The 18,033-nt window shown below is 45.5% G+C and carries 16 protein-coding genes; 9 read left to right on the top strand and 7 right to left on the bottom strand.

Annotated features, from left to right (window positions below; genetic code table 11):
- Positions 1-96: 96 nt before the first annotated feature.
- Genes bioB through lspA form a run of 3 tightly spaced genes read left to right on the top strand, consistent with a single transcriptional unit; the run spans position 97 to position 2,292 of the window.
- Positions 97-1,191, top strand: a complete 1,095-nt coding sequence (gene bioB / locus O9334_RS00945; RefSeq protein WP_002802627.1) for a biotin synthase BioB — start codon at positions 97-99, stop codon at positions 1,189-1,191.
- Entirely contained in the window at positions 1,163-1,813 is a 651-nt protein-coding gene (locus O9334_RS00940) for a biotin transporter BioY (protein WP_287998541.1), read from the top strand. Before bioB ends, O9334_RS00940 begins: the two co-directional genes overlap by 29 nt.
- An 11-nt stretch (positions 1,814-1,824) precedes the next feature.
- Positions 1,825-2,292, top strand: coding sequence for a signal peptidase II (lspA, locus tag O9334_RS00935; protein WP_287998739.1), 468 nt, complete (start codon positions 1,825-1,827; stop codon positions 2,290-2,292).
- A gap of 348 nt (positions 2,293-2,640) precedes the next feature.
- On the opposite strand, the gene O9334_RS00930 is transcribed toward lspA, so the two are convergent.
- On the bottom strand, positions 2,641-4,434 hold the full coding sequence (locus O9334_RS00930) for a fatty acyl-AMP ligase (protein ID WP_287998539.1): 1,794 nt from the start codon (positions 4,432-4,434) through the stop codon (positions 2,641-2,643).
- Positions 4,435-4,766: 332 nt separating this feature from the next.
- Here O9334_RS00930 and O9334_RS00925 point away from each other — a divergent pair, with 332 nt between their 5' ends.
- The 5 genes from O9334_RS00925 (at position 4,767) to O9334_RS00905 (ending at position 9,043) form a co-directional block, all read left to right on the top strand.
- Positions 4,767-5,489: a Uma2 family endonuclease gene (locus O9334_RS00925; protein WP_287998537.1), complete on the top strand. Its 723-nt coding sequence runs from the start codon at positions 4,767-4,769 to the stop codon at positions 5,487-5,489.
- A 24-nt stretch (positions 5,490-5,513) separates the two neighbouring features.
- Positions 5,514-6,047 carry a 5-(carboxyamino)imidazole ribonucleotide mutase gene (gene purE, locus O9334_RS00920; protein WP_287998533.1) on the top strand — a complete coding sequence of 178 codons (534 nt, stop codon included), beginning with the start codon at positions 5,514-5,516 and terminating at the stop codon, positions 6,045-6,047.
- A gap of 42 nt (positions 6,048-6,089) precedes the next feature.
- Positions 6,090-6,890 (top strand): tetratricopeptide repeat protein, encoded by an 801-nt coding sequence (locus O9334_RS00915; protein WP_002761720.1) that lies wholly within the window; start codon positions 6,090-6,092, stop codon positions 6,888-6,890.
- 407 nt (positions 6,891-7,297) lie between these two features.
- Entirely contained in the window at positions 7,298-8,119 is an 822-nt protein-coding gene (gene cysH, locus O9334_RS00910) for a phosphoadenosine phosphosulfate reductase (RefSeq protein WP_287998531.1), read from the top strand.
- 57 nt (positions 8,120-8,176) lie between these two features.
- Positions 8,177-9,043 carry an alpha/beta fold hydrolase gene (locus O9334_RS00905; RefSeq protein ID WP_287998529.1) on the top strand — a complete coding sequence of 289 codons (867 nt, stop codon included), beginning with the start codon at positions 8,177-8,179 and terminating at the stop codon, positions 9,041-9,043.
- Between the two features lie 606 nt (positions 9,044-9,649).
- Here the strand turns inward: O9334_RS00905 and O9334_RS00900 are convergent.
- The 6 genes from O9334_RS00900 to rlmN all read right to left on the bottom strand — a co-directional run bounded on the left by O9334_RS00900 (position 9,650) and on the right by rlmN (position 16,509).
- On the bottom strand, positions 9,650-11,521 hold the full coding sequence (locus O9334_RS00900; RefSeq protein ID WP_287998525.1) for a GTPase family protein: 1,872 nt from the start codon (positions 11,519-11,521) through the stop codon (positions 9,650-9,652).
- A 60-nt stretch (positions 11,522-11,581) separates the two neighbouring features.
- The gene (locus tag O9334_RS00895) at positions 11,582-12,457 is read right to left on the bottom strand and encodes a 3'(2'),5'-bisphosphate nucleotidase CysQ family protein (protein WP_045361440.1); all 876 of its coding nucleotides are present in this window, start codon (positions 12,455-12,457) and stop codon (positions 11,582-11,584) included.
- A 92-nt stretch (positions 12,458-12,549) separates the two neighbouring features.
- Complete coding sequence (locus O9334_RS00890; RefSeq protein WP_045361438.1) at positions 12,550-13,392, bottom strand: ChaN family lipoprotein; 843 nt, start codon at positions 13,390-13,392, stop codon at positions 12,550-12,552.
- 98 nt (positions 13,393-13,490) lie between these two features.
- Complete coding sequence (gene cpcD/petH, locus O9334_RS00885; RefSeq protein WP_045361436.1) at positions 13,491-14,690, bottom strand: bifunctional rod-capping linker CpcD/ferredoxin--NADP reductase PetH; 1,200 nt, start codon at positions 14,688-14,690, stop codon at positions 13,491-13,493.
- 295 nt (positions 14,691-14,985) lie between these two features.
- Complete coding sequence (cpcD, locus tag O9334_RS00880; protein WP_045361435.1) at positions 14,986-15,207, bottom strand: rod-capping linker protein CpcD; 222 nt, start codon at positions 15,205-15,207, stop codon at positions 14,986-14,988.
- A 288-nt stretch (positions 15,208-15,495) separates the two neighbouring features.
- Entirely contained in the window at positions 15,496-16,509 is a 1,014-nt protein-coding gene (gene rlmN / locus O9334_RS00875) for a dual-specificity RNA methyltransferase RlmN (RefSeq protein ID WP_045361434.1), read from the bottom strand.
- A 503-nt stretch (positions 16,510-17,012) separates the two neighbouring features.
- On the opposite strand from rlmN, the gene rimK reads away from it, so the two are divergent.
- Entirely contained in the window at positions 17,013-17,918 is a 906-nt protein-coding gene (gene rimK / locus O9334_RS00870) for a 30S ribosomal protein S6--L-glutamate ligase (protein WP_002776181.1), read from the top strand.
- Positions 17,919-18,033: the final 115 nt, after the last annotated feature.

The raw sequence follows: 18,033 nt of genomic DNA, 5'->3' as shown, positions 1-18,033 counted from the left end.
CACAAAAGGGTATTTTTTTCTAAAGTTTTTTATTAATCTTTCCCCGGTAACTGAATAATGATAAGATGAGCCTAACTTAGTTAGAGCATAAACGACGTGGTACAAGTCTCTACACACACCGCTACTCAATCTATCCCCGTGGAGGGAGAAGCCTTAAAAAACTGGTTACAGACTAGGGCTAATCAGATTATCGCCGGCGATCGACTCAGTAAGCAAGAGGCCCTAGCTTTAACTGCGATCGAAGGTCAGGAAAATATTTTCAGCTTATGCGAGGCTGCCGATCGCATTCGTCAGGCCTGTTGTGGCAATACGGTGGATTTATGTAGCATTATCAACATAAAATCGGGAAGTTGTTCGGAAAATTGTAGTTTTTGTTCCCAATCCGTCCACCATCCCGGACAAGATTCGCCTATCTACGGTTTAAAAAGTCGCGAGGAAATCGTCAGCCATGCGAAAGCAGCAGCCGACGCGGGGGCCAAACGCTTCTGTTTAGTTAGTCAAGGACGGGGATTAAAGTATAATAGCCCCAAATCCAAGGAATTCGAGGAAATACTGGCCACAGTTCAAGAAATCATTGAAACAGCCAAGATTAAACCCTGCTGCGCCCTGGGAGAGTTAACCCTTGCCCAAGCGCAAGCCTTAAAAGAAGCCGGAGTTACCCGTTATAATCACAATCTAGAGGCTTCCGAGAATTTTTATCCTAACGTGGTCTCCACCCACAGTTGGCAGGATCGGGTAGAAACGGTAAAAAACCTGAAAGCGGCGGGAATTCAGGCTTGTACGGGCGGAATTATCGGTATGGGGGAAAGTTGGACCGATCGTATCGATTTAGCTTTTTCCCTGGCGGAATTAGAAGTGGAATCAGTGCCGATTAACCTATTAAACCCCAGAAGTGGCACCCCTTTAGGTCATTTACCCAAACTAGACCCTTTTACTGCCCTAAAAGCGATCGCTATTTTCCGGTTTATCTTACCTCAACAAATCCTCCGTTATGCCGGGGGACGAGAGGCGGTGATGGGAGAATTGCAAAATCTGGGGCTAAAATCGGGAATTAATGCTATGCTGATTGGGCATTATTTGACCACTCTAGGACAACCCCCCCAACAGGATCAGGCGATGTTGGCTGATCTTAGTTTAATAGGAGGAGAAGCCCCCATCCCCGGTGAATACCAACCCCAACAGGCAACCTAAATCACGTCGAGGACGAGAATCTCCGCCGCGGCGCGCTTCCCTATCGGTTCCCAATGAGCTACTCTGGGCTTTGATTGGTTTGTTGCTGACAATTTTTAGTACATTCGTTCCAGTAAGCCTAGCTAGTTGGTCGGCTGCGGGTCTATCTTCACAAAAACTAGGCATAACTTACCAAATTGGGGCAGTATTGTTAACGGGCTGTCTGGGGGGCAAAAATGCTGGGCTTCTCGCCCAGGTGGCCTATATTTTTCTCGGTTTAACTTGGTTGCCTGTGTTTGCCCAGGGTGGGGGAATGGGTTATCTGAAAGAACCCAGTTTTGGCTATATTTTAGGCTTTATGCCGGGGGCATGGCTGTGTGGTTGGCTGGCTTTTCGCTGGCGCGCCAAGATAGAAACCCTGGCTTTAAGTGCTTTTGCCGGTTTGTTAGTGATTCATCTGTGCGGTTTATTATATATGCTGGGATTGTCGATTTTTCAGCCCCAAGCCAGTCAAATCATCTTTCCCGATAGTTTGCCCACCCTATTTATGAATTATTCAGTCTGGCCATTTTTAGGGCAGTTAGTAGTAATTTGTGTGGTGGCAATTATTGCCTTTTTCTTCCGTAAATTATTATTTTATTGATGCCACAGCCAATGTTAAAAAAGAATCGCTGGTTTTGGATAGTGGCGGTGCTTGGTCTAATTTTAGACCAAGTAACTAAGTATATAACCGTGCAGAGTTTTGAGCAAATTGGTGATACTTTCCCGATTATTGCGGGGGTTTTTCATTTCACCTATGTGATTAATACCGGGGCGGCTTTTAGTGTTTTTCGTGGCGGTGTTGGTTGGCTCAAATGGCTATCCTTATTAGTTAGTTTGGGATTAATGGCTTTTGCTTACTTTGGACCGCATTTAAGTCGTTGGGAACAATTAGCCTACGGTTTTATTTTAGCAGGCGCTTTCGGCAATGGGATCGATCGCTTTTTGTTTGGTTATGTGGTGGATTTTCTCGATTTTCGATTGATTAATTTTCCTGTTTTTAATCTGGCCGACGTTTTTATTAATATCGGGATTATTTGCCTCTTAATTTCTACCTTTCCCCACAAGTCAAGGGTCCTGTAGGGGCGAAGCATTCGAGCGATAACCTATCGCTGAAACCGTAGATTTCCTATCCGAATGCTTCGCCCTTACTTGTTCTGTTCAAATGCAAGTGGAGTGACTCTTAAATTATTACAGATATATCAGCAGCCGTCTGTAAGCATCCCACCGAAAAACTAATGCGCTCCGGGGTTTGGGGGCGGCACTTCGACAGGCTCAGTGACCGCGCCACGCCCCCAACGGGTAGGGTTGATTCATGAATCAACCCTACTATGAATCAACCCTACTATGAATCAACCCTACCCCTGCCCCCTGCCTCCTGCCCCCTGCCTCTGTTATACTCGATCGGGTGAGCAATGCCCACCCGAAAAACTATGCTTCTGTTTCAGAAATAGAGCGATCGAATTTACTAACTAACTGAGGATTTTCTGACCAAGCATCGATAATACTCATATTCCCATTGAGAAAATTCTGTTTAATAGCGCGACGTTGAATTTTGCCACTGGCAGTTTTGAGAATTGTTCCCGATTTAGCTAAAACAATGGCATGGGTCATAATTTCGTGTTCTTCGGCGATTTCTTGACGGATATCGGCGATTAATTTGGCCGTATCTAATGCCCCGCTGCGACGTTCTAATTCCTGGACAATAACTAACTGTTCTTCCCCATTATCTTCAATAGAAAAAGCGGCACCATAATCGGGACGAAAAACCTCATTAAGATGCTGTACTGACCATTCTAAATCTTGGGGATAATGATTACTGCCACGGACAATAATTAAATCCTTAATCCGTCCCGTGATATGTAATTCCCCATCGAGAAGAAAACCTAAATCTCCGGTGCGTAAAAACGGCCCTTCTCCCGTATCAGCAAGATAAGCTTGAAAAGTCTCTTTGGTTGCGTCTTCCCGTTGCCAATATCCAGCGGCCATACTGGGGTCACTGGCCCAAATTTCGCCCACTTCATCGGCTGCACAAAGGGTGAAAGTATCGGGATTAACGATAGCTATACGGGTATCACAGACGCGACGACCACAACTGGGGACGTATCTAACTCCCGTGGTTTGATCGGAACCTACAGGGACAATTTTACCGCGTTCGTAGGCGGTGGCATCCAAAGCGGTGATAATTGGGGTGGTTCCCTTGGGTTTATTGGAAATCAAGAGGGTATATTCAGCTAATCCGTAGGCAGGGGCGAAAGTTTGCCAAGAAAAGCCATAATCTGCAAAAGTATCGACAAATTTGGCCATGACCTTCGGGTTAATCGGTTCGGCGGCATTTCCCGCGGCCTGCCAACTGCTCAGGTCTAATTCCGCTAAATCGGCAGCTTTAATCCTGCGAGTACAAAGATCATAGGCGAAGTTGGGGGCCTGACTATGAGTAACTTTGTACTTAGTAATATTTTTTAACCACTGCATCGGACGCTTAATAAAAGCAAAGGGAGACATGAGATAGCAGGGTGTACCGTTGTAGAGGGGGACGGTGATACCCTCGACTAACCCGTAATCGTGAAAATAGGGCATCCAAGTGAGGGTAACGCTATCCGGTTCGTAACCACAAGCTTTTTGCAAGTAACCGCAATGGTGCATCAGGTTAAAATGACTTAGCATCACCCCCTTGGGGATATTAGTCGAACCGGAGGTATATTGCAGATAGGCAAGCGCCGATTTATCCACCTGGGGATCTTGCCATTGGTCCGCTAGGGAAATATCAATACTTTCGGTAGTAATCCATTTCATTTGGTCGAATTCTGGGAATTCTTCCTTCACACCTTCAATAAGAGTCAGAATACTTTCGGTAACTAGGGCAAAGGTGGCATTAGCATCCTTGACAATTGCGCGTAAACGGGGCAGAGTGCGCTTAAGTCGTCCCGATTCCGGTGGGGGGACGGGAATGGCAATCACTCCCCCGTAGAGACAACCACAAAAAGCGGCCACTACTTCTAAACTTTGAGGATAGAGTAATAGGGCGCGTTCTCCTTGGGCCTGGTATTTTTGCAAATAGGCGGCGATTGCTCTTGCTTGGCGATCGAGTTCACTGTAGGTTAAAGGTGGGGTTTCTTTTTTACCATCGATAAGAAAAGTGTAGGCATGGCCCTCTGGTTGTGCCGTGGCGCGGTAACGTAAGAGTTCTACTAGGGTTGCAGGTTGAATTAAGGTTTCAGTCATCGTTGTTATCGGGCTTATTGGGGCTATTGTATAGAAGTTTTAAGATATTTGCCCATGGCGCTAGGATAAAGTGCGAAAGGCGATCGGTCAAGGTCTAGGATTAAGTAGCTGGTTATAATTAAATTAAAAATGGATTTTAGGTTCGATCCCCCCTGCCCTCCTTGATAAGGTAGGGTTGATTCATGAATCAACCCTACCCTTGATAAGGGGGGTGTCTGATGATTTTTAACGCCTACCTACTTAAGTTATTGGTTAAAATCCCGCCCCGCCCTATCTGTGCAATTGTGGGAAAAAGCTATAATTAATCAATCCTAAAATATCGGGAAAAAGTCATGACAGCCCTAGACATTATCCCAGATGTCACCTATCCCCCCACAGATTTATGGAGTGATGAACCACCATTGGAAAGTGATCTACACCTGCAACAGATCATCATTCTCCTTAGTTGTCTAGAATTATTATGGCGCGAGAGGAGTGATTACTACGCTTCGGGAAATCTAACCATCTACTACAACGAGGAACAACTAAAAAAGCGCGATTTCTGGGGTCCTGATTTTTTTGTGGTTTTAGATACCGAAAAACGTCCCCGCAAAAGTTGGGTAGTTTGGGGAGAACAGGGTAAATATCCCGATGTAATTGTCGAGATTCTCTCCGATTCTACGGCTAATATTGACCGCAATAACAAGAAAATTCTCTATCAAAATACCTTTCGCACTCCTAATTATTTTTGGTTCGATCCTAATAGTTTAGAATTGCAGGGATTTAGACTAATTGAGGGACAATATCAAGCCATTTCTCCCAATGAACTGGGTTATCTCTGGAGTGAACAGTTAGGATTATATTTAGGCATATTTGACCGGAAACTGCGTTATTTTACCGCCGATGGTCAATTAGTCCCCACTCCTCAAGAAGCGGAATTACAGCAACGACAGGCAAAAGAACAGGCTATTTTAGAGAAAGAACAGGCTCTTTTAGAGAAAGAAAGGGAACGACAAGCTAAAGAAAAATTGGCCCAAAAATTGCGAGAATTAGGCATCGATCCCGATACAATTTAGGGGAAATATTATTTTCTAGTAACTATGGTGACAGCAGCGCCCCTAGTGGGTGTAATTATGGGTAGTGATTCCGACTTACCCACCATGAAAGAAGCGATCGCAGTTTTAGCGGCCTTTCAGATTAGCCACGAAGTCGCCATCGTCTCAGCCCATCGTACCCCCGAAAAAATGTTTGAATACGGCAAAAACGCTCATTTAAGGGGAATAAAAGTGATTATCGCTGGAGCGGGTGGTGCTGCCCATTTACCCGGGATGGTAGCATCTTTAACCCCCTTACCCGTGATTGGAGTTCCCGTAGTCACGCGCACTTTACAAGGGTTAGACTCTCTCTATTCAATTGTACAGATGCCCGCAGGCATTCCCGTGGCCACGGTGGCGATCGGTAATGCCAAAAATGCCGGACTTTTAGCGGTTCAAATTCTCGCCACTGGTAATACTGATCTTTTAGAGCAAGTTATCGCCTATCGTCAATCCCTCACCGATTCCGTCCTCGAAAAACAAAGCAATCTTCAACGACTAGGCTATCAAGACTATCTAGAGCAGAGTTCACCTAAGTAGGGTAGATTGAGAAAAGATTAAGTAACAAATTATGAAGTAATTATGCGTTGGATCACCGCTTGTGTATTGAGTCTATTGCTCTTTTTTGCCCTACCCATAGCGGCTTATGCCGATAGCCCGACTATTAGCGAAGAACAGATTAGAGAAGGGGAAGTTATCGCCGAAAAAGCCCTAGAAGCCACAGAAAAAGGGGATTACGCCCAGGCCGAAAGCTATTGGACCCAATTAGTCGCCAAATTCCCCACTAATCCCGCCGTCTGGAGTAATCGCGGCAATGCCAGAGTCAGCCTCAATAAATTAGAGGATGCGATCGCTGATTTCAACCAAGCGATCGCCATTGCCCCCGATGCCCCCGATCCCTACCTCAATCGCGGCACCGCTTTAGAGGGAGAAGGCAAATATCAAGAAGCGATCGCAGATTATAATAAAGTTTTAGAACTAGATCCCAATGATGCCTTTGCCTATAACAATCGCGGCAACGCTGAGGGCGGTTTAGGGGACTGGGAAGCCGCCGTCAAAGACTATCGCCAAGCCACTCAACTGGCCCCGAATTTTGCCTGGGCGCAAGCTAATCTGGCGCTGGCCCTGTACGAATTGGGCAGATATCCAGAAGCAGTCCAAAAAATGCGGAATATTGCCCGCAAATACCCCATGTTCCCCGATGTCAGGGCCGCCTTAAGCGCCGTTTTATGGACCCAAGGACAACAGGGAGAAGCGGAAAGCAATTGGGTAGCCGCCGTCGGCATGGATACCCGCTATCAAGACCTCGATTGGGTAAAAAGCGTGCGCCGTTGGCCGCCAAATATGGTTCTAGCCTTAGATAAGTTTCTTAACTTAAAGTAAAGAATTACTAAATAGTAACTTTTCTCGCAGTAGCCGGGCTGAGAGTCCAATTATCCTGAAATCAGCGACTAAGATACAATTGAGGCCTGTTAGTTCCATTAAGCTAAGACGCATTTAAACCGCTTATTCTTAGATTAGCCGAATCTCCCCCCCCTTGCCCCCCCGACCCCCCCGATGTCGGGGGGGGCGGGGGGGTGGGGGTTGGGGGTGTGTTGCCTTTTGCCTCTTGCCTCGTCTCAACAAGCAATTTAAATTACGAACAGCTTATCCTCGATCGAATAACCAGGCTCTAGAAAGGAAAAGGAATAGCTAGAGCGGGTCGATGGCCCAATGCTATAATCCAATTACAGGGATAGATTGGACTCTATCAGTATCCGCCGCTACTAATACCTTAAATCTTAGCCAGAATGCCAGATTTACACTTGCTTAATTCTCATCCACAGGCCCTAGAAACCGCCTTCATCGCCACTGCCGACCGGTCTTTTTCCTCCCCTCTATCCCTCGACCTCGCCAGAATTAATCAACGTTTTGACTCCGCTAACGCCGCAGAAATCGTCGCTTGGAGCGCGGCCACCTTTGGGGAAGGTTTGGTGATGAGTACCAGTTTCGGCATTCAGGCGGCGGTGATGTTGCACCTCGTCACCGCAATTATCCCCGATATTCCCGTCATTTGGATCGATACCGGCTATCTTCCCCCAGAAACCTATCAATTTGCCGAAGACTTAAGCCAACGCCTCCATTTAAACCTGAAAGTTTATCAATCTTCCCTCAGTCCCGCCCGCATGGAAGCAATCCACGGTAAACTGTGGTCAAATAACGATCTCGACTCCCTCAATCTCTACGACAAAATCCGCAAGGTGGAACCGATGCAACGGGCCCTGAAGGAATTAAAGGCCACCGCTTGGTTAGCGGGTTTACGTCGCGACCAAACCGACCACCGCAAAACTCTCCAATGGGTCAATCAACAGGGCGAACGTTACAAAATATTACCGATCCTTGACTGGAATGCCAAAACCATATACCAGTATCTGACTAAATACGATCTTCCCTACCATCCCTATTTTGATCTGGGTTATGTCTCCGTCGGCGATTGGCACTCCAGTCGGCCTTTAACCGCCGATGATAGCAACGAACGAGACACCCGTTTCAAGGGTTTAAAACAAGAATGCGGTCTTCATTTACCCTTAACCCCCGGAGAAGCACAAAGTCTCGACGCAAGCTCCCTATAACTGCCAGGGTGGGAAAATTGCCGGTGCGATCGGTTCCTAGACGTTAGACAATGGTTAATGATTATTAATCCCCCATTAACCATGGCTATTTTAGAAAGTTTTCTCGAAGTCGGCCCTCTCAAGTGGTTCTATCGACAGGTTAACCCCGCTCAACAACCGGACACAACCCCCGTGATCCTACTCCATGGTTTACCCGCCCATGGCTATATTTGGCGGGAATTGTTAACCAGTTTAGAAGAATATAACATTAATGCTATTGCCCCCGATTGGATCGGTTCCGGTTTATCCGCTAAACCCGATGCCAGAGATTTCGCCTACACACCTAGCGCTTTTTGTCAAGCCTTGGCCGATTTTATTCAAGCTCTCCAATTGCCGAAAATCTCCCTCATTGTCCAGGGTTTTTTAGCCTCCGTCGGTTTACAATACGCCCTAGAAAATCCTGATAAAATTGAGCGCTTGATCGTTTTAAATACTCCCCTCTCCAGTGATGTCAAATTACCCTGGATAATGAAACAATGGGGGCTACCTTTCCTCGGAGATATGGCGACTCAAGATCCCTTATTAGTCGATCGTACTTTAGAAACTGGTAGCGGTTTTGTGATTAGTGATGCAGATCTGGCTATTTTCCGTCAACCTTATCTAAAAACTTCGGCAGTGGGTCGCGCTTTACTGGCCACGATTCGCAATTTAAACCTATCGAAAACTATGGCAGAAATTGAGACAGGTTTAGAGAACTTTGAAAAACCTATCCTTTTTGTCTGGGGAATGGCGGACCCTTGGTTATCTTCTGTCACCGTTGAAAAATTAGCTACTAAATCAGGAGTGGAATTAATCCCCCTCGCGGAAGCAAAACACTATCCCCAAGAACATTGGTCAAAAGAAATTAGTCCCCGGATTATTAATTTTCTCGGACGCAAAACCTAAACCTCGATACTTTCTGGGAATTGATAGCAAAATCTCCCTAGAAAGTATTGATCAAGTTATCCTTAGTATATCACTGTAGTTCTGCACTGGCCACCGCATCTGGAAAGACTAGCTTTAGGAAGGATAAATATAGAAAATAATCCCCCAGATATTAATAATTTAACCGATTGGGAGCGAGTTAAATCGATGAGCGATGCAGAAATCGAGGCTAATGCTTTGTCATACTAAATCTGGTTATTAAAGACTGATTATTTATTCCCCTTTTTGCATGAGTGCATGAGGAGAAAACGGGTTTCTCGGAGAAACCCGTTTTCTGTGCGTTATACCAAATCCCTTTTTAATAGTGTGATTAACTCTCAAGTTATGAATTGTTTCTCCCCACACCCCACACCCCACACCCCACACCCCACACCCCACACCCCACTATCCTATACTTTTTAAACAGGATTTAGTATTACTCAACGGATTTAGTATAAGCTGCACTGCATTTAAACTGCCTACTGAGGAATTTTAGTACAAAGGCCAGAAATCTCAACCCCAGAAACCTCTCCTCCCCACTCTCCTATACTTTTAAAGTGGAAGAAAGTTTTAGCTTAATTAATCTGGTTAAAGGCCTGTTTTTGTCGTTTCTAAATACCCCTGATAACTTGACCGGAACTGTTCGATCGATAGGTTCTTTGTCCAATATTCTACCAGAGCATGACCCCAGGCCCAAGCTTCCCTGTCGGCAGTGCTAGAATTTTCTAATAGTATTGGCCAAAGTGCCAATAAATCAAAACTTTTATTCTCCGTATTTAAGAGAGAATAAAGCTCGTAGGCCATCTGTAATTTACCGATCGCTACTGGTAATTGTTCCACAGGAATTTGTTCAGCTAAAAGATAGGCTAAAGTCGGTCTTCCCGTTGCTAAAGTGGAGATAAAACCTAGAATAGGACTTTTTAATAGGGCCGTTAAACCTTGCCCCGTGGCCATCTGTAAAGTATAGCGATCGATTATTTTCGCCGCTGCCAGAGTTCGAGTTTCTAAATCCGCTAAAAAACGGGCTAAACGCAACTGTTTTGCGGGCGAAATTGCCCCCAGTAAAGCGATTGATAACTCCTCATCCCCCCAAGCTTCTCTATCCGGCTGTTGACTGACCATCGGCAAAATGCGATCGCAGAGATCCTCGAATAATTCCGCCCGATACTGCAAGCATTCGCGGATATTGACTTCTTTGGGACTTTCTCCCGTCAGCCAATTATAGGGAGGTTGCCACTCTCGCACCGGACGCAGGCGATCGACTTGAGAAACACACACTATAACTGGTAAATTGTCAATAGTTTGTTGCAAATCTTTAAGAAAAGCCTCATCCATGGCCAGGGCGGGATCGAGGGCGGGAGTTACCAGAATCAATAAATCGGCGTTTTTGGCATAATTAAGAACCTTTTGCCGATCATCGGCCCGATTTGCCTGTTCGTAGCCCGGGGTATCCCAGAGGATTAACTCGTCTCCTTCTGGGGTTTGCCAATGGTAGGATTGGATCGCGTCGGTACTGGGCAATAGATCCACTTGGGCTAAATCGGCCCGAAAGAGAGTATTAATTAAACTGCTTTTGCCGGCCCCGGTGCGTCCAACCAGCAGAATATTAACCGGTTGGCGATCGATTTCCGTGATCGGTTCAGCTTGGGCGAGAATTTCCTTGAGAGTAGTAGTGGCGATTTTGGTCTTGGTGGGGAGAGTTGGGGCGAGATTGCCGCCACTGTAGAGTAACACCGCTTGGCGAGAGAGGTTTCTTAGGGCATTTTCCCGCAAAACTTGCCCTAAATTGACTAATAATTGCTGATCCGCTCGATCGCTGTACTTTTGACTGGCAACTTTAGCCGCTGCGGCGGCAGGATTAATTACCCATTGCGCCCAATTCCAGACCTGCCAAAGTTTCTGGGCCGAGGGTTGCAATTTTTGATAAACTTCGTAGGCCTGATAGGCTTGGCCGATGGTGATTTGATTCAGGGCCGGGGAAAGATTCTGCATCCAGCGATCGCTATCATCCACAGTTCCCCGAATTAAACCGTAGGCCTGGGGAATGTAAATATTTAATAAGGGGTACTTGACATCGGGGTAATATATATGGGCGATGGCACTGACCAAATCCTGACAGCGTTGCCAAAAAGTCGCCCAATCTTCCCAAACCGGGCGATCATTGCGGGACTCGACGATAATCCTCTCGATAATTTCCTCAACATTTCCCCCGGAATCACCCTCAGGAGGGGTTAATTCTGCCTTAATTTCCCCAATGGCGGCTTCAATTTCCCCGACTGCTGGGCGCGTCCATTTGACCAACAGGAAGCGCCAAGCAACAAAAATCAGGGTAAAAACTGCCCAAATCCAATTCAAACCCCATTGATTGATCTGGACACTGGCGGCCACGATCAGAAAGATGACCACAGCGGCGATCGGAACTGCTAAAATCAACCCTTGCCAAGTTTTTAACCGTAACATTTCTCGATCTGGTTTTTTTCCATTCTAGCGATCTCTGATTCTGGGTTAGGGGGGCAGAAATTAGACAGTGGCATCAATTTGGGCGAGGATTGCCGTGGACAACTGACAAAGTTGTTGATGACAAGGACCATTACTGGCCATGATCCCCCCCCATTGCCGCACATCGCCGCGATTATAGCGCACCGGTTGACCGTCAAAATAGGAGAATTTGCCGCCTGCTTCCGTTAAAATCAACTCTGGGGCGGCAAAATCCCAGTCTTTAGCCGCCGATTTCCCCGATAGGGAGATATAAACATCGGATTTTTGTTCGAGGATCGTGGCAATTTTACAGCCCACACTGCCCACATAATTTTTACCGAAGAAGGGTATTTGACTTAATAAATTATCAAAACGTTGGTCACGATGGGTACGACTAACCACCAGATAGAGATCGGTAATTTTATCTTTATTGGCAACTTTTACCTGTGTAATATTTCCGTCGCTAGTTTCTAGAAAAGTGCCTTTTCCTTTTTGGGCAAAATAGAGTTTTCCTTGATCCGGCAGGGCAACCACGGCGATGATCGGTCTTCCTTGATAACATAAGGCGATATGTAGGGCATATTCTCCCGTTTTGTCGATAAAATCGCGGGTTCCGTCCAAAGGATCGATAATCCATACCCAATCTTTCGGGATAGCTTCATTACCCTGATGGGTTTCCTCGCTTAGATAACCAAAGTCGATATCCGAGAAATTTGTTTGTAATTCCCCTAAAATATAGTGATTTGCCGCTAAATCCGCCGCCGTCACAGGTCCGCCTTTTTTTTCCTCGTTGACGGCTAAATCCTCTTCACCGCGGTAGTAGGATTGGAGAATTTTAGCACCACCCCAACCCACGGCACGAGTCACAGCTAAAATGCGATCGAGCGTTTCGGTATCTTGACAGGTTAAATTAATCATAAAATAGCCTCAGTTTTTCAGACCTATTATCTACTAAATTGAAAGACTGGCATCTTAGCTTATCATCCCTTGCTCCCTAGCTCCTGACTGGCTTAATTTTGCCCCTGCCAAAAATAATCGGCGGGTTTTTTGGTTTCTTCCGGTGATGATTGAGGCGCGTCTCCCAAGAAAACCGAGCGCTGGCTGACGCGATCGCCTAATCTTCTTTGGACTCGACTGGGAATACCGTAACCGTAGGCAATATGACCTTTTCCTGCTAGGACGATGATCTGATATTCGGGATGAGCTTGCCAGAATTTAGCGATCGCATCGGCCATGGTTTCATCCCAGAGGACCTGTGCCAGAAAAAAGCGATCGAATCCCTGACTTTTGCCCCCCGTGTGTTGCTGATAAACGGCTAGGATCTGTTGACGGTACTCCTCGTTATCCTGGTTTATTTCGCTTTTAGGGGGAATGTAGGTCATTTCTGAGGTGGAGAGGCTTTCTAATCCCTCCCGTGCCACTTTTCTAGTGATTTCCGTGGGTGTATTTAGGGCGATCACTGGTAGTTTTTTCGCCTTGGCCAAGCGCAGGATCGGGGCGTAAAATTCCCAATCAAATCCCCAACGTTGGTCGTATTCACTTTTTTCTCTCAACTGATTTTCGCTAATTTTGCCGGCTAAATACTGATCCAAATAGATTTGGTAAGGACGTTGAAACATCTCAAAAGCGATCGCTATTTGGGGATTATTAGCCTGTAAATACTCGATAATAGCTAATTGGGCCTGATGATCGGCTTGACTATCGTGCCTTTCTCCCAGATAAATAATCTCGGCTGTTTTTAGAGCTGCCAGAATTTCTTTTTGGCTATTAGTAAAACTCCAGGCCCGGGGCAGCAAAATAAACAGTAGGCAGAGGGCAAGGAAAACGGGAAAAAAGCGTCGAGAGAATTTCATCTTTTTAAAGGCCTTTTAAGAAACCGATCTTAACCGAAGCCATGACAAAAAGGGTGGACAATGCCCACCCGAAAAAATTTTCAGAGAACCTTTTTGGTTTAGTAGGTTTCTACGTGCCAGCGATGTTCTTTTTTCAGTTGTTTCTGATAGACAGACCAATCAGCACTATTTTTAGTGGCGGCACCACTCATAGCATCGTTGATACCATCTTCCATCCCTTTCAGTCCGCACATATAAGCGTGGGTTTTGGGACTTTGGAGTAGATTCCAGATTTCGTCAGCGTGTTCGGCTACCCGGTGTTGAATATACATTCTGCCACCCTGGGGATTTTGCTGTTCCCGGCTGATGGCATAGGTGAGACGGAAGTTATCGGGAAATTCCGCCGCTATTTGCTCTAATTCTTCTTGGTAGAGAATATTGGCCGTTTTGGGAACTCCGAAAATCAACCAAGCTAGACCTTTGAATTTATAATCTTCGTGTTGTTCCTTGAACATCCGCCAGAGGAAAGCTCGGAAGGGAGCGATTCCCGTCCCGGTGGCCATCATAATGATAGTGGCATCTTCATCACTGGGTAGCAGCATTTCCTTACCCACGGGGCCAGTAATAGCCACATCGTCCCCCACCCCTATATTACAGAGATAGGTGGAACAAACCCCATAAACGGTTTCCTTCGTTTCTGGGTGTTGGTATTCTAACTGACGCACGCAGAGGGACACGGTTTTATCGTCTAATTTATCACCGTGACGGGTAGAGGCGATCGAATAGAGTCTCAATTTATGAGGTTTGCCATTAGCATCGGTACCCGGAGGGATAATACCGATACTTTGCCCTTCTAAATAGCGTAAATCGCCCCCAGAAAGGTCAAAGGTGACGTGTTGTACGATACCGATACCCCCCTCATCAACGAGAGCATAATTCTCGATACATTTGCCGATAAAGGGTTGATTCGGACGGTAGATGTTGACGGGGATATCTGTTTTTTCTTTCGCTTGAGTCATGGCCTTTTTCTTGGTCTGTTCGGGGACGGGCGATGATTGAGCGATTGGCTGTGGTGTGGAGGCACTAGAAACAGTTGCTACGGGGGCAATCCCATTTAAGGGTTTGATGCTGACGATACGACCACCTAAACGGGTAATCCGACGCATTTCTTGATTCATGCGACTGTAGGGAACCGTGAAAAACACGCTTCCACTCTGACGGATTGAATAATCCAAGCTGTCAGTATTGTCGTTTTGATTGAGACCCGCCACTTCGTAAACAAATAAACGGTTTCCCGCTAGTGTACTCGGACTGTACATTAAATATAACTCCCAACTCAAGTCACGATAATCGTTCCATAGTTTAGCCTACCATCGGTACACTACACCTAGGCCTAATTGAGAGTTATCTTAAAAAAACCACAGACATCGCTTTTATCCTTTCCTTGAAAATAGCTCAACTCTCTGGTTAAAATCTGTTACATTTGCAGCATTTTTACTTTTTATTAAGATTTATGTTATTTTTCCCCATTTATGTATGCTAAAAGTCCCCCTGGTTTGCCTGATCAGGACAAGAGCGGGGGACAGATATTAGCGATGATTATTTTATGAACTACTAGACCTCGGCTGCGTTTAAGGGTTTAATGCTGACGATGCGAGCGCCTAAACGGGTAATCCGACGCATTTCTTGATTCATGCGGCTATAGGGAACGGTTAAAAAGACACTGCCACTCTTACGGATAGAATAATCTAGGTTATCAGTATTGTCATTTTGACTTAAACCGACGACTTCATAGACAAAAAGGCGATTTTCTTTGGCACTAGAGAGACTTTGCATCGAAATGGCTCCTACATTGATGTTATAGTTCTCTAGTTTAGCCTAGCAGGGAGACTAGCAATCTAGTTAGGGTTTGCGGCAAAAAGTTTCTCGTGGGGCCAGGGTGTGGGGTGTAGGGTGTAGGGTGTAGGGTGTAGGGTTTTATTTTAAGGTACTTTTCCCCTGAATTTTCCCCCCGATCCCTCCAATGGCTGGCACTTTTGGATTTCCCAAAAGTCTAAAAGTTTTACCCAACAACGTTTTTAGATTTATTCAGCCAACCCTAGTTAATGGCCGATTTACGGTCGTTTATTGTACCATGACGCTCGATCGCAATTGTCCACAGGCCGCATCGGCCGCTAAACCTCTGGAATAACGGACAGTAACGGCGACTTTTTCCTGTTCTAAAATAGTTTTAAAAGCCTTAATTCTCTTTTCATCAGGCCGTTGATAATCTACCTCTTGAATAGGATTATAGGGGATGAGATTGACGTGGGATTGAAACCCTTTCACCAGTTTTACTAATTCCCCTGCGTGTTCGGGTAAATCATTCACTCCCGCTAAAAGAATGTATTCAAATGTCACCCTTCGTCCCGTGATTTGAACGTATTCCTGACAGTCTTGGATCAGATTACTTAGGGGATAATGGTCGGCACTGGGGATTAATTTAGATCGAACTTGTTGATTAGAAGCATGGAGACTAACAGCAAAAGTTACTTGTAAATTATGTTCGGCTAGTTGCTTGATTTTATGGGGTAATCCCACGGTAGAAATCGTTAAACAACGCTGACCGATACCCACATCTTGATTCAGGGAATGAATCGCTGTCACCACTTCGGGGATATTTAATAAAGGTTCCCCCATACCCATAAATACCACATGACTAACTCGCTGTTGAAAATCCTCCTGTACTGTTAATACTTGGTCAACGATTTCATGTGCTTTTAAATTACGAGTAAAACCCCCTTTTCCCGTGGCACAAAAATCACAGGCCATCGGGCAACCCACTTGGGAAGAAACACAGACTGTCAATCTTTTTTCACTAGGAATTCCCACCGCTTCGATGATTAAACCATCGGCCAGTTTTAGCAGATATTTACGAGTGCGATCGGGTGCTACAGTGCGATAATGTATAAGGGAACGACCGATAGGATAATCTGCCATCTTGCTGCGCCATTCTTGGGGGAATACGGAAATATCCGCCAAAGAATGCACCCCTTTTTCGTATAGCCATTGGTGTAATTGTTTACCCCGATAAGCGGGTTGTCCCTGGTCTTTTACCCAGTCGGTCAGTTCCTCTAAAGATTTCGCTAGTAAAGTCATAAGTAGGTAGGCGTTAAAAATTATCAGACACCCCCGTTATCAAGGGTAGGGTTGATTCATGAATCAACCCTACCTTATCAAGGGGGGCAGGGGGGATCGAACCTAAAATCCATTTTAAATTTAATTATAACCAGCTACTTAATTATTGTCATTGCTCACCTTATCATTCTAACCGATCGCTCATGACTAGGAGTAAAACCCTAACAAAATTGTATTTATTAATTGACATCTTTTACCTTCGCTCCTTCTCTAGTCTTTGTTAGTCAATTAAATACTTAAAAACTATAACTTAAACTTAGCCTGACGACAAAAACCAATCTAGTCTTAAGCTTGATCTTTTTTGCTTTTTACCTAACCCAACTGTTCAAAGGGAACTGTCAGCGCCATAATAATCGATGGACTTCGATCGAGAGCAGAAATTTTATGAGTTGCCGGCCAAAAAAGCCAATATGGGGGAATAAGGAGCTATTCAGTTTTAAAAGCAATATTTAAGCGAACAATTTATGAAAATCGCTATTTTATCGCAAGATGCTTCTCTTTACTCGACTAAGCGACTGAAAGAAGCGGGAGAAGCCCAAGGACATGAGGTACGAGTGATCAATTATTTGCGCTGTTACATGAACATCACCTCCCATAAACCCACGGTTGTCTATAACGGTAAACCCTTGGAGAGTTTCGACGCAATTATTCCCCGTATTGCCGCCTCAAAAACCTTCTATGGAACCGCAGTCGTCCGACAATTCGAGGTGATGAATGTTTTTACTGCCAACGACTCGCAAGCAATTTCCCGGTCGCGGGATAAATTGCGTTGTCTGCAAATCCTCGCTCGGGAAGGGATAGGTTTACCGGTGACGGGAATTGCCCACGCAACTCAAGATATCGATGGTTTAATCGAAACCGTCGGCGGCACCCCTCTCGTGATTAAATTATTAGAAGGAACCCAAGGTATTGGGGTAGTTTTAGCGGAAACCGATCAAGCAGCCAAGTCAGTTATTGAAGCTTTTCGGCAATTAGAGGCTAATATTCTAGTACAAGAGTATATTAAAGAGGCCAGTGGGGCAGATCTGCGCTGTTTTGTCATCGATGGAAAAGTGGTAGCCTCGATGAAACGACAGGGGGCCGAAGGGGATTTTCGTTCTAATCTTCACCGCGGTGGCAAAGCAGAAAAAATAAAATTAACCCCAGAGGAACGCAGTACAGCTATACGGGCCACTAAAGCCATGGGTTTAAGGGTTGCGGGTGTGGACTTATTGCGGTCCAATCACGGGCCTGTGGTTATTGAGGTCAATTCCTCTCCCGGTTTAGAAGGAATAGAAGCGGCCACCGGTGTGGATGTGGCCAAAAAAATTATTGATTTTGTCGCTAAAAATGCCACCCTAGTCCTAAATCGCGATCGATATCAATATTAGCCATCAGCCTTGCATCAGTTATCAGTTATCAGTTATCAGTTATCAGTGGGTAAGTTATCAGTGGGTAAGTTATCAGTCAATAGTATTAAGCGATAAGCTCGGAGCTGCCTTTTTA

The sequence above is a fragment of the Microcystis sp. LE19-8.1F genome (genome assembly GCF_027531715.1).
GTDB lineage: Bacteria > Cyanobacteriota > Cyanobacteriia > Cyanobacteriales > Microcystaceae > Microcystis > Microcystis wesenbergii_A.
This window is presented reverse-complemented; position numbering and strand designations above follow the sequence as displayed.